Genomic DNA, 13,146 nt, shown 5'->3' on the forward strand with positions numbered 1-13,146 from the left:
CGGGGGATTATGACAAACTGCGCTGAAAATCTGTGAGGATACGGCTTTCTTCCATTATTTATATGAAGAAAAACGTAAGATATCAAATCAATAATTCTGTATTAAATCTGATTTGATGATATATTTTGCAGAATTAGATTTCGTAAGCGTTCCTGATGCTCATCACCCCAATACCCCAGAGCTGAAATAACAGGAATTAGTGTTTTTCCAAATTCGGTAAGGCTATACTCAACCTTAGGCGGTACTTGCGCATAAATCACTTTGGTGACAAGCTCATGTGCTTCTAGTTCTTTCAATTGTATGTTAAGTACTCTTCTGGAAGCATCCGGTATTTTACGTTGTAGTTCGCTCGGTCGCTGAAAACCCTCGTTGATAAACCATATCAACCGGATTTTCCACTTGCCGTAAAGTACCTCGCCAATAAGGTCGAGACCGCAATTTAAATTCAATGGAATTTTTCTTTCATACATGCAACAAATATAATGCAATGTTCCAAAATAATCAATAGGTGATAAATTTATCCCTATGCAATTCGATTTTCCGTACTTGCTCAGCCTGACTGTATACCCTAATTTTGTCATCAAAAATAATAGAAATATGGAACCATTTAATTTTAATAACGAACTGTCCAATAAAATTGCTTTAGTGACAGGTGGAACAAAAGGTGCGGGAAAAGCAATTGCTCAAAGATTATTGGATGCCGGTGCAACTGTCATCATTACGGCAAGAAATGTACCTGAAGAAAATAAGCAACTTCATTTTATCTCTGCTGACCTGAGTAAACCCGAAGGAACACAGAAGGTAGTGGACGAAATTCTGGGAAAATTCGGTAGACTTGATATTCTTGTAAATAATCTGGGTGGCTCGGAAACGTCCGGCGGAGGTTTTAGGGCTTTGACAGATCAGGACTGGGAAACTACGATTCAAACCAACTTAATAGCACCGGTTAGATTGGACAGAGGCTTTTTACCGCAAATGATTGAGCAGAAAAATGGAGTTATTATTCATATAGCTTCCATTCAGGGAAAATTGCCTCTGTATGAATCTACCTTACCTTATGCAGCAGCCAAAGCGGGGCTGATTAATTATAGCAAAGCTTTATCCAACGAAGTTTCGCCCAAAGGAGTTCGGGTACTTACTGTTTCGCCCGGATGGATTATGACAACATCTGCCATTAAGATGATGGAGCGAATTGCCGAAAGCTCGAACAGTACAATTGAACAAGCAACTCAAAGCGTAATGGATGCCTTGGGTGGAATACCTTATGGCAGGCCGGCTAAACCCGAAGAAGTGGCTGAACTGGTTGGATTTTTGGTTTCACCCCGTGCAGGCTATCTGACAGGAACGGAATACGTCATTGACGGAGGAACAATACCAACAATTTAAAAAGAATAAAAAATGGAAACAATGAATTTACCTGAAGTAGTATCAGAATTAGTAAAAGCGCAGAACAGGCATGACAGTATAGTTTATGCCAATTGTTTTGCGGAAACAGCTGTGGTTGTTGATGAAGGCCAAACCTACAACGGCAGAACCGAAATAGAGCGTTGGATTAAAAATGCCAATGAGAATTATAAAATAATTATGAAGCCTGTTAGATATACTGAAACAGGGTTAACCGGTGTTTTATCGGCTGAAGTTTCGGGCTCTTTTGACGGTAGCCCCCTTGTGTTGCACTATCACCTGGTATTTATCGACGGATTTATTCAATCGTTGAAAGTTTCAATTTAGCAAAAGGGATTGATTGAAATACATTATAATTAATAGGTTGAAATTATTCCCCATGCTGGCGCGGGTCTGCGACCCGTGCCAACTCCATATTATTACAAATTGTTCTCTTTATCTGTCTTGGCACGGATTACAAATCCGCGCCAGCGGTGGCTTAAGTAGTGATTAGTGAATCTTTTCAATCCGGGCTGCCCATCCGCCACCGGGTGCCAGTTGTATTTTTAGTTTGTCGCCGGATTTTATACTTTTTGTTTCTTTTTTGTAATCGGTAGCGTCGCGGTCGGCATTAATTCCGTCCGAAAATACTACGGCCTTGTAGTTGCCTTCTGGCAAAAAAGAAAAATCGAGCGTGAGTTGGCGGCTATTCCAGTTTGTCATTGCGCCTACGTACCAAATCCCGTCTTTCTGTCGTGCCAGCGCTGCATATTCTCCCACTTCGCCATCGAGAGCCACTGTTTCGTCGGTGGTAGTAGGAACGCCGGTAATAAAGTCGGTACATTCCTGCTCTTTCATGTAGATTGTAGGGTTGTCGGCCAGCATCTGGAATGGTGCTTCGAAAACGACGTACATAGCCAGTTGGTTGCATCGTGTTCCCATGCTCATAGGCGCTGAGGAAACCGGATGGTAATTGGCTTTGATAGCATTGCGCATAGCCCCCGGTGTATAATCCATCGGGCCTGCCATCATGCGGATAAACGGTATGCTCACCGCGTAGCGTGGTTGGTCTTCGGTAGCCCATTTATAGTTTTCCATGCCTTTCACGCCTTCAAAACCGATAACGTTTGGATAGGTTTTCTGGATACCTGTTGGTTTGTAGATACCGTGGTAATCTACCATCAAATGATATTCGGCAGCTTTTTTGGCAATGGCATAGGTAGAAGCAACCACCACCTGATCATCGCGATCGAAGAAGTCAATCTTAAACCCTTTCACACCCATTTTTGAGTATTGTGGAAAGATTTCATCCATTTGCCTGGCAATGTTCGACCAGGTAGCCCACAGAATTACATCCACATGCTTTTGTTTTCCATAGTCCACAATTTCTTTCAGGTTGATAGCCGGTGAAACTTTGCTCAAATCTCCTTCTACCGACCAACCCTCGTCCAAAATGATATAACTGATTTTATTGGCTGACGCAAAATCGATATAATACTTGTAAGTAGGGGTGTTGATGCCTGCTTTAAAGTCTACATGGGTAATGTTCCAGTTGTTCCACCAGTCCCAGGCCGCTTGTCCGGGTTTAACCCACGAGGCATCGGTTATTCTGGACGGAGAAGCCAGTTTTTGCACCATGTCGTTGTTTAATAATTCTTTGTCGCTTTGGCTGATAACCACCACGCGCCATGGAAAACTGCGGGTTCCGTTGGTTTTAGCAATGTATTCGGCTCTTTTGGTAGGGATAACGTTCATATTGTTATATCCACCCATTTTTGTTTCCAACGGATAAGGTGCATATACGCCCATAAAACCTTTGTGGGTGTCGTTCAGGTTCAGGTACATGCCGGGGTAATCTTCCAGATCGGCTTCCAGAATCACCACTTTATTGTTATCGCCTTCGTCCACCATAAGCGGGAGGAAAGCCAGTGAATCGGTCGCAAATTTTGAAATTTTGGTTTCTTTATACAGTGCTTCGAATGACGAATTGAAGATTTTTCCGTCGCGATAATCCCACATATAGGGAATAAATGCTTTGTAATCTTGTGTGAAGTTGAAGTTGGCTTCTTCGTTCTTTATTACGATTTCGCCTTTTTTCTTCGTGAAGAATCGATAAGCCACACCGTCGTTGTAAACACGGAATTTCACGCCAAAATCGTTCTTGCAAGTCAGTGTAAGTTCATTGTACACATCCTGAACGTTAGTTTTCTTGTAGTTCAAAGCCTTAAATGTGGTATTAATCTTTTCGGTTTTCGCTGAACTGACTTTAGCATTATCGCCCAATACGTCTCCGTTTCCCAGTTGCAGTGACATGGCTGAAGGGGCAATGATTTGCTTGCCTTTGAGTTGTACCGACCATACGAGTTTTTTACCAGCGACTACATGTAGTGTGATGTTTCCATCTTGCGATTTTAGGTCGAAATCTTTTGTTTTTTGCGCACTGAGAATCGATGAACTCAATAACAATGCGACAATTAATCCGGTTAGTTTGTTTTTCATTTTTGTATCAGAATAATTAATTGTACAAATATAAATAATAAGTGTTAGTTATGGCAGTATTTTTTTATCGTAATGCAGTACTTTATTGCATGATGAGTTTATAGGATTTTATTCTTTGCCAATATGTGGCATGAAATGACAGGAAATCATCGGGGTTAAATATTTATTCGTTTTACGGCTATAGATTAAATCCTTTTATTACTTTTGCTATGTCGCATTTCGTTACTGTGAATCTTCAAACTGCCAATCCAATGAACTCACCCAGCATAAAAAAACTGTATTTCAAAGATACGTCTTTTGCTAACCTGATGACGCACCGCATCTACAATGTGCTGCTGTATGCCAGTAAGTACGATGCTTTTGTGCTGGAGGAAGACGGACGCATCGACGAACAGATTTTTAATGAATATACGTCGCTCAACCTGCGCTATCCGCCACGCTTCACGTTGGTGTCCACGGCCGAAGAAGCCAATGCCTTACTGGCTGAGCGCAAGTTTGAACTGATTATCTCCATGCCCAGTGGCGACAGCATCAATCCTTTTGAATGGGCTAAAAGCGTGAAGTTGCAATTTCCCGATATTCCCATTGTGGTGCTTACGCCTTTCTCCAAATCGGTATCGCAGCGCATAGCCAACGAGGATGTAAGCGCCATCGACTACGTGTTCAGCTGGTTGGGCAATTCAGATATTCTGCTGGCCATCATTAAGCTCATAGAAGACCGCATGAACGTGGAGGAGGATGTGAACTCGGTGGGTGTGCAGGTTATTTTGTTTGTAGAAGACTCCATCCGGTGGTATTCGTCCATTGTACCGCATTTGTATAAATTCGTGTTTATGCAGTCGCGCTCATTTATGACCGAGGCGCTCAACGAGCACGAACAAATGCTCAGAATGCGCGGACGTCCTAAGATTCTGCTGGCGCGTTCCTACGAAGAGGGCATGGCCATTTACGAAAAATACAAGAAAAACATGCTGGGGGTGATTACCGATGTGAGTTACTCGCAAGACGGCATGAAAAACAAGTCCGCGGGCATCAACCTGTGTAAAGCCATTCGCCTTCAGGATTCGTATATCCCGCTCATAGTTGAGTCGACCGAAGAGGCTAACCATGCTGCTGCCGATGAGCTTAAAGCTGCATTCCTGAACAAGATGTCCAAAACCCTGCTGCTGGAACTGCGTGAGAAAATAACGGACAACTTCGGGTTTGGCGATTTTTTGTTTATACATCCCATTACCGGCGAAGAAGAAGCCCGGGTGCAAAACCTGCGGGGCTTGCAGGAAACGATTTTCAGCATCAGCAACGAATCGCTTTATTATCATGTGTCGCGCAATAATATATCGCGATGGCTATATTCGCGCGCCATGTTTCCGCTGGCAGAATTTCTGAAAAACATCAATGTGGACAACGATGTGGCCAGCGACCTGACACGAGTGCGACAAATCATATTCGATGCCATAGTGCATTACCGCAAGGTGAAGAACAGGGGAGTGGTGGCCGTTTTTCAGCGCGACAGGTTTGACCAGTACTCCAACTTTGCCCGCATTGGCGAAGGTTCATTGGGCGGAAAAGGGCGCGGACTGGCATTTATCGATGCCATGATAAAACGTAATGAGAGTTTCGAAAATTTTGAACATACGCAGATAACCATCCCCAAAACGGTGGTATTGTGTACCGATAACTTTACGGAATTTATGGAGCTGAATCAGCTTTATCCGTTGGCTTTGTCGGACATGCAGGACGAGGACATACTGGCGCACTTTCTGAAGGCGCGCCTGCCACAGCAACTCATTGCCGACTTGCACGCTTTTCTGGGAGCTATCGCTTCGCCCATTGCCGTTCGTTCGTCGAGCTTGCTGGAAGATTCGCACTACCAGCCTTTTGCGGGAATATACTCCACGTACATGGTGCCCTATAATCCGCAAAGCCGAACCCACATGCTGGTGATGATAACCGAAGCCGTCAAGGCAGTGTATGCCTCGGTGTTTTATCGCGACAGCAAAGCATACATGACGGCTACCAAGAATGTGATAGACGAAGAAAAAATGGCTATCGTGTTGCAGGAAATATGCGGAAACGCTTATGATAACCGCTTTTATCCTTCGTTTTCGGGGGTGGCGCGCTCGCTGAATTATTACCCCATAGGGGCGGAGAAACCGGAGGACGGTATTGCCAATATAGCCATGGGGCTGGGCAAGCACATAATGGATGGTGGCATGAGTTTGCGCTTCTCGCCGGCTTACCCTAACAATGTGTTACAAACCAGTACGCTTGAACTAACGCTACGCGAAACGCAGAAATTCTTCAATGCACTGGATCTGAACGAAACCAACTTTGTGCCGCAGGTGGACGATGGTTTTAATCTGCTGAAAGTGCCTGTTGATGATGCGCTGAAAGACGGTACGCTGCAATACATAGCTTCTACCTACAACCTACAGGACAATGTGATTCAGAACGGCCTCTACGATGGTGGGCACAAGGTGATAACCTTTGCCAATATACTACAGCACGATGTGTTTCCGCTGGCAGACATACTGAAAGAGGTGCTGCGGATAGCCCAAGCCGAAATGGGACGACCGATAGAAATAGAGTTTGCCGTGAACCTGGATTATTCACCGGCTAAGCAACATGTGTTTTACCTGCTGCAAATCCGTCCGATAGTGGACAGCAAGGAAATGATAAACGAAGATATTGGCGCTATTGCCGACGAGAATGCCATTATCACTTGTAAAAGCGCTTTGGGACATGGTGTGACAACTGATCTTTACGATTTGGTTTACGTGAAACCCGAGGCTTTCAGCGCAGCCAATAATCCGAAGATAACCACCGAAATTGAACGTATTAACCGCCAACTAATCGCCGAAAATCGACATTACGCTCTGGTAGGTCCGGGCAGATGGGGCTCTGCAGATCCGTGGTTGGGCATTCCGGTGAAATGGCCTCACATCAGCAATGCCCGCCTGATTGTGGAATCGGGCTTGTCGAATTATCGGGTCGATCCGAGTCAGGGGACGCACTTTTTTCAGAACCTTACATCGTTTGGGGTGGCGTATTTCACCATTAATCCTTATCAGCAGGATGGTACCTACGATACTGCCTACCTCAATGCTCAGCCAGCCGTGTACGAGTCGGACTATATCCGTCATGTGCGCTTCGACAAACCGATAGTGATGAAAGTGGACGGACGCAAGAACAAAGGAGTGTTGTTGAAACCTGAATAATTGACGGCGGAAGATTCAAAACAACTGTTTTGAAGGCTCTGACACTCGTCAGTTGTTAGAAAACAACTGTTTTTGGTCTATTATTTCCGTCAGATGTTCCAAAATAACTGTTTTCAAGGTTCTACAAGTTGTAGATGTTTCAAAACAACTGTTTTTAAGGTTCTACAAGTTATAGATGTTCCAAAACAACTGTTTTCAAGGTTCTACAAGTTATAGATGTTCCCAAACAACTGTTTTTAAGATTCTACAAACGGCAGAACCTCCACGACAACTGTTATGGAGGTTCTGCTGAATTTGGATAAGTGCGGAGCATGTTATTTCACACTGAAAGTCTTCGATACGGGAGCTGCACCACCCAGTTTGATGGAGAGTGCAGAAGGTGTGCTTCCGGCAATGTACACTTTGAAGTCGCCGGGTTCGATAACTTTTTCGCCCGTTACGGTTACCAGCTCCATCATTTGCGGAGTAACTTCAAACGAAACCTCTTTCGATTCGCCCGCGGCCAGTTTTACGCGTTTTGTGCCTTTGAGTGCATAAAGTGGAGTAGGAGCACTGGCCTTTACGTCCGTGATATAAAGTTGCGCCACCTCTTCGCCGGCAGTTTTTCCGGTGTTGCTAACGGTAGCGGTAACGTGTACCGACTGGCCCTTTTTGATTTTATCTTTATCGGTTTTGATATTGCTGTAGCTGTAGTTTGTATAGCTCAGACCAAACCCGAAGGGGTAAAGCGGTTCTTCGGTCATGTAGCGATAGGTGCGTCCTTTCATGCTGTAGTCTTCAAACGCCGGTAGCTGACTCACCGATTTAGGGAAAGTGATACACAAGCGTCCTGATGGGTTTACATCGCCAAAAATCACATCGGCCACAGCATGTCCGCCTTCCTGACCCGGGTACCACACGAACAAAATGGCATCTACCATGTCTGCCAACTCGGGTGTACATATCGGGCTACCTCCGGTAAGTACCAGAATGATGGGTTTCTTGCATTTTTTCTTTAACTCGCGCAGGTAGTCGAGCTGATTTTGTGGCAGGTTCAAATCCAGGCGGTCGCCACGACTGGTAGAAGCAGTCGATTCACCTTCCTCGCCTTCGAATACGCCAGAAATACCGAATACGGCTACCACTGCATCAGCATCGGCAGCTTCTCCTATCGAATAGTTCATGCTGTTTTTATTGGGTGCGCTGGGTTCAACCCCTATACGGTAGTTTACCGACGTTCCGGCACTTACTTTGCCTACAATGGCTTGCATAATGGTGGTGAGGCGACTGTTTACCCCGTTGTAGTTGCCAAGCAAAATATCCTGATTAGCGGCATAAGGTCCTACCACGTACAGCGATTTCATATCTTTCTTCAACGGCAGCGTGTTGTTCTTGTTTTGCAGCAGTACCAGCGATTTTGCAGCCGCTTCGTAGGCCAGGTCTATGTTTTGCTGACTGCCGATCACTTCTTCTTTGATTTTGGCATACGGATTTTCATTGGGCGAATCGAACAAGCCGAGTCTGAAACGGGTACGCAACAGCTGGCTTAATGCTTCATCTACTTCTTTTTCGGTCACCAGTCCTTTTCTGACAGCAGCCGGCAGGTAGTTGAACTCGTTACCGCAGTTCAGATTCACTCCGCTTTTTATAGCCAGTGCGCAGGCTTCCAACGAGTCCTTAGCAGCTCCGTGGTGCAGGTAGAAATTCTGAATAGCCCAGCAATCGGTGGTTACATAGCCAGTAAATCCCCATTTTTCTCTCAGCAAATCGTGCAGTAAGAACGAGCTGCCGCAGCAGGGTTTCCCAAAGGTGCGGTTGTAGGCACACATCACGCTTTCTACTTTTCCTTCTTTCACCAATGTTTCGAATGCAGGCACGTAGGTTTCCATAAAGTCTTTCATAGGCGGTTCGGCATCGTACGAATGGCGTAGTGCTTCCGGACCCGAATGTACAACGTAGTGCTTGGCACAGGCGGCAGTTTTAAGGTACTTAGGGTCGTTTCCCTGCATACCTTTTACGTAAGCAACTCCCATGCGTGATGTCAGAAACGGATCTTCGCCGTAGGTTTCCTGTCCGCGTCCCCAGCGTGGGTCTCTGAATATATTTACATTGGGTGCATAGAAAGTAATCCCTGAATACTGTCCGTAGTTTTCCAATCGTTGCGCAATATTATACTTTGCCCATGCTTCGTCCGAAATAGCCTGACCTATTCTGTACACCAGGTCTTCGTCGAATGTGGCTGCTAGGCCTACATTTTCGGGAAATACGGTGGCTCGGCCTGTGCGGGCTACTCCGTGAAGCGCTTCATTCCACCAACTGTAGGGGAGTATTCCCAGTCGCTTAATGGCGGGTGCGTTGTGTAACATTTGTCCCGCTTTTTCGTCCAGCGTCAGGCGCGAAACCAGGTCTTTTACCCGTTCGTCAATCGTTTTGCTGGTATCCTGAAAAGGATATTTTACCGCGTTTTGAGCGTTTACGGCTGAGGGTTGGATGAGTAGGATAAAGCCTAGCAGAGGGAGCAATTTTCTGCAGAAAGTTTTGGAGAAGTTGGATGTCATATTCATTTTTTCAGGTATTATTTTTTATTGTCAGGCAAAGATAGCATAATTAATTATTTTGACTACTCAATAAACAGAGCAATTTCTACCGAATTTGAGACTCTGAATGATATAACGCAAGCAAACTTGCAATTAAAAATAATATCTTTGCCTGACTTTTGGGGCTGTAGTCAATTTGTCAAGTCCGAAGGACTTGAATGTGAATAACCGCGGGTGTAACCCGTGGAAATAACTCAACTGGAATCAGAACCCCGAATGGGGTTCAATATCTAGAAACTATGGGTTGAATCTCATTGGAGCTTCAGATTATTTATACTTATATCACGGATTTTACCCGTGGTTATTGGCTAGGCCGATTTACAAATTACATTGAATCCTTTCATGATTCTAAACCACATTGTTTAATTGTTTGTAGCTTTTTTCTTGTATCGAGATACCGTTGATTTTCATCAGATAATAATTTAAAATAACAGATTTAAGCATGAAAAGACCATTATTTTTTGGTGCGTTGCTGTTTTCCGCTTTACTGGGAACTCAGCCAACCATTTCTCAAACACTGAACATGCAGGTTGATGTGAAAAAAGTGGGCTCGCCCATTCAGTCAACCATGTATGGTATTTTTTTTGAAGATATTAATTACGGAGCCGATGGCGGATTGTATGCCGAAATGATCAAAAACCGCTCTTTCGAGTTTCCACAAAGCCTGCTTGGATGGACAAGTTTCGGAAAAGTAGAAGTGCGCGACGACAAACCGGCATTTACGAACAACCCGCATTTCGTCCGACTACACGAAGCAGGTCATAGCGATAAGCAAACAGGACTGGACAACGAAGGTTTCTTTGGCGTAGCTGTGAAGCAGAATGCCACTTACCGCTTTTCGGTTTGGGCTCGATTGCCCGAAGCAGGAGCCGGAAGCATCAGGGTGGAACTGATCGATGGTGCAAGCAACGTACTGGTCAAGGAAAATCTGACATTTGACTCCAAGGAATGGAAAAAATATCAGGTGATTTTAAAAGCTCCCAAAACTGAAGCCAAAGCACGTTTGCGCATTTTCCTGACATCCAAAGCTGCGGTTGATTTGGATCATGTGTCGCTTTTCCCTGTCGATACATGGAAAGGACGTGAAAACGGATTACGCAAAGACCTGGCGCAGGCATTGTATGACTTGCACCCCGGTGTGTTTCGCTTTCCCGGCGGATGTATTGTGGAAGGTACCGATTTGGAAACACGCTATCAGTGGAAAAATACCGTTGGTCAGGTTGAAAACCGTAAGCTGAACGAAAACCGCTGGCAGTACACTTTTACGCACCGTTTCTTCCCCGATTATTTTCAAACCTACGGCATGGGCTTTTTTGAATTGTTCCAGTTGTCCGAAGATATTGGAGCCGAACCTCTGCCGGTGTTGAGCTGCGGACTGGCTTGTCAGTTTCAGAACAAAGACGAAAAAGCACACGCTTCTGTCAAAGAACTTGACCCTTATATACAGGATGCACTTGATCTGATAGAATTTGCCAACGGAGATGTTACCACCAAATGGGGCAAACTACGCGCCGATATGGGTCACCCTGCACCGTTTAATCTAAAAGTGATGGCTGTTGGTAATGAGCAGTGGGGTACGCTTTATCCTGAACGACTGGAGCCTTTTATCAAAGCTATTCGTGCAAAATATCCGACTTTCAAAATTATCGGATCGGCTGGACCAAGCCCCGATGGTAAAGATTTTGAGTTTGGTTGGAAAGAAATGAAACGTCTGAAAACCGACTTGGTAGATGAGCATTATTACAAAGATCCGAAATGGTTTTTGACTAACGCTACCCGCTATGATGCTTACGATCGCAAAGGTCCAAAGGTATTTGCCGGCGAGTATGCCTGCCATGTTCAGAGCGTGAAGAATAATTTTGAATCGGCTTTGTGTGAAGCTGCTTTCATGACCGGTTTTGAGCGTAATGCCGATTTAGTTCAGATGTGTACCTATGCTCCGTTGTTTGCTCATGTGGATGGTTACCAGTGGCGTCCGGATCTGATTTGGTTTGATAACCTGCGCAGTGTTCGGTCTGTGAATTATTACGTGCAGCAACTTTATGGAATGAATAAAGGCACAAATGTGTTGCCACTTACAATAAATAATCAACCAGTGACCGGTAAAGACGGACTTTATGCCACTGCGGCATGGGACAAAACGGCGAAGGCGTACATAATCAAAGTAGCCAATACAAGTGACAAAGAGCAATCGGTGAGTATAACGCTAGCGGGTCTAAAAAAAGGCGTTGCTTTTGCCAAAAGCACTTGTACAAAGTTGCATTCTCCCGATTTGGATATGGAAAATACGCTGGACAATCCTTACGCGGTTGTACCGGTAGAAACTCCCGTGACCTTGGAAGGCAATGTGCTTAATGTTAAGCTGGAAAGTAAAACCTTTGCGGTTTACAGGTTGCAGAATTAATTTTGCTGATAAACAAATCATTGAATAAGAAAAAAGCAGGTGAACCGGTTCTGGTTCACCTGCTTTTGCTTTTGGAGAAAAGGGTAGGAGAGTGGTTTTACTGTTTCTTTACCAAATCATTCATAACATCTCTTTTTACATTAAGCTGATGTTCCACCACCAGGTCGTAGTCGCAGGTTACGTCTTTTGTTTTGCTCACCACCACCAGCAATTCAAGCGCCAGAATAAACGTGAACAACAGGAAGTAAAAAACTCCGGCCAGCGCTTCTGAACTAATCAGTACTATCATGGCTTTGAGTTCTTCCAAAAAGCCTGCATTTGCTTCCAGCTCTTTTCTGACTGTTACCTCTACATTGATTTTCTGGTTGTATAATTCGTCAAGCCTGCTCCTGCATTTATCTATCGTAGCGGTGTTCGATTTTATTTGTTCTATTCTCGTATTGGCTACATGCTGCGTCGATACTATGGTCTTGGTGTTGGTGGTTTTGGTGCCATCCTGATTTACGACAGGATTTTTCTCGGTAGTTACGTTTGTAACAGCAATGGTTGGTCTTTTGGCCACTTCATCATTGAGCTTGGAATTAATCACATCCAACGAATCAATGATCATATTCAATTTATTGATTTCAAGTTGCATGGTTTTCTGCCGTTTGCCCGAAATTTCGTTTATCTTATCGGCCCGTATGTCCACCAGCACTTTTTCCACATCGTTTTTGAAAATAATCTGATCCAATATCGTAGAGCCTATCAGTGCCATCAGTATGGCAAGCAGTGTTCTGAATCGCACGATCCATTTGTTTTTACCCACCGTCAGTATCACCTGCCGCTCTATCTGGATAACGATAATCATAAATATCAATGCTGTCAGGGCACAGCCCCACCACGTATGTACCGAGAGGTATCTTTGGGCAAATGTGTATCCGGTAGCACCCCAAATAAACAACAGAATAAGAATGGAGGAAGCATACTTCTTTAAAGCTTTATAGCTTGCTTCGCTACAGTTTTTTAGTATATCGGGATTCCAACCGACTATGAAACATTTAAATCTTGTCCAACCGTTCATAGC

The 13,146-nt window shown here is 44.5% G+C and carries 8 protein-coding genes; 4 read left to right on the plus strand and 4 right to left on the minus strand.

The features are described from left to right. Positions 1-101 precede the first annotated feature (101 nt). Complete coding sequence (locus PALPR_RS01670; RefSeq protein ID WP_013443866.1) at positions 102-470, minus strand: winged helix-turn-helix transcriptional regulator; 369 nt, start codon at positions 468-470, stop codon at positions 102-104. Positions 471-597: 127 nt separating this feature from the next. On the opposite strand from PALPR_RS01670, the gene PALPR_RS01675 reads away from it, so the two are divergent. Together PALPR_RS01675 and PALPR_RS01680 are read left to right on the plus strand one after the other, a co-directional pair. Then, a complete protein-coding gene (locus PALPR_RS01675; RefSeq protein ID WP_013443867.1) occupies positions 598-1,386 on the plus strand; it encodes an SDR family oxidoreductase in 789 nt (262 codons plus the stop codon). A gap of 12 nt (positions 1,387-1,398) precedes the next feature. Beyond that, entirely contained in the window at positions 1,399-1,731 is a 333-nt protein-coding gene (locus PALPR_RS01680; protein WP_013443868.1) for a nuclear transport factor 2 family protein, read from the plus strand. A 162-nt stretch (positions 1,732-1,893) separates the two neighbouring features. Here the strand turns inward: PALPR_RS01680 and PALPR_RS01685 are convergent, their stop codons facing one another. Further along, positions 1,894-3,882, minus strand: a complete 1,989-nt coding sequence (locus PALPR_RS01685) for a glycoside hydrolase family 97 protein (protein WP_013443869.1) — start codon at positions 3,880-3,882, stop codon at positions 1,894-1,896. 209 nt (positions 3,883-4,091) lie between these two features. Between PALPR_RS01685 and PALPR_RS01690 the strand changes: the two genes are divergently transcribed. Then, positions 4,092-7,100 carry a PEP/pyruvate-binding domain-containing protein gene (locus PALPR_RS01690; RefSeq protein WP_013443870.1) on the plus strand — a complete coding sequence of 1,003 codons (3,009 nt, stop codon included), beginning with the start codon at positions 4,092-4,094 and terminating at the stop codon, positions 7,098-7,100. 314 nt (positions 7,101-7,414) lie between these two features. Here PALPR_RS01690 and PALPR_RS01695 read toward each other — a convergent pair whose 3' ends face one another. Next, positions 7,415-9,643, minus strand: a complete 2,229-nt coding sequence (locus PALPR_RS01695; protein ID WP_013443871.1) for a glycoside hydrolase family 3 C-terminal domain-containing protein — start codon at positions 9,641-9,643, stop codon at positions 7,415-7,417. A 475-nt stretch (positions 9,644-10,118) separates the two neighbouring features. Between PALPR_RS01695 and PALPR_RS01700 the strand changes: the two genes are divergently transcribed. Then, positions 10,119-12,080, plus strand: coding sequence for an alpha-L-arabinofuranosidase C-terminal domain-containing protein (locus PALPR_RS01700; RefSeq protein WP_013443872.1), 1,962 nt, complete (start codon positions 10,119-10,121; stop codon positions 12,078-12,080). Positions 12,081-12,177: 97 nt separating this feature from the next. Here PALPR_RS01700 and PALPR_RS01705 read toward each other — a convergent pair whose 3' ends face one another. Next, complete coding sequence (locus tag PALPR_RS01705) at positions 12,178-13,143, minus strand: DUF4407 domain-containing protein (RefSeq protein WP_013443873.1); 966 nt, start codon at positions 13,141-13,143, stop codon at positions 12,178-12,180. Positions 13,144-13,146: the final 3 nt, after the last annotated feature.

Source organism: Paludibacter propionicigenes WB4 (genome assembly GCF_000183135.1).
In the GTDB taxonomy this organism is placed as follows: Bacteria; Bacteroidota; Bacteroidia; order Bacteroidales; family Paludibacteraceae; genus Paludibacter; species Paludibacter propionicigenes.

What these genes read in the sequence shown, in the direction of transcription:
- PALPR_RS01675 (WP_013443867.1), top strand. Translation starts at nt 598, where the DNA reads ATGGAACCATTTAATTTTAATAACGAACTGTCCAATAAAATTGCTTTA.
- PALPR_RS01690 (WP_013443870.1), top strand. Translation starts at nt 4,092, where the DNA reads ATGTCGCATTTCGTTACTGTGAATCTTCAAACTGCCAATCCAATGAAC.
- PALPR_RS01680 (WP_013443868.1), top strand. Translation starts at nt 1,399, where the DNA reads ATGGAAACAATGAATTTACCTGAAGTAGTATCAGAATTAGTAAAAGCG.
- PALPR_RS01670 (WP_013443866.1), bottom strand. Translation starts at nt 470, where the DNA reads ATGTATGAAAGAAAAATTCCATTGAATTTAAATTGCGGTCTCGACCTT.
- PALPR_RS01705 (WP_013443873.1), bottom strand. Translation starts at nt 13,143, where the DNA reads ATGAACGGTTGGACAAGATTTAAATGTTTCATAGTCGGTTGGAATCCC.
- PALPR_RS01700 (WP_013443872.1), top strand. Translation starts at nt 10,119, where the DNA reads ATGAAAAGACCATTATTTTTTGGTGCGTTGCTGTTTTCCGCTTTACTG.
- PALPR_RS01695 (WP_013443871.1), bottom strand. Translation starts at nt 9,643, where the DNA reads ATGAATATGACATCCAACTTCTCCAAAACTTTCTGCAGAAAATTGCTC.
- PALPR_RS01685 (WP_013443869.1), bottom strand. Translation starts at nt 3,882, where the DNA reads ATGAAAAACAAACTAACCGGATTAATTGTCGCATTGTTATTGAGTTCA.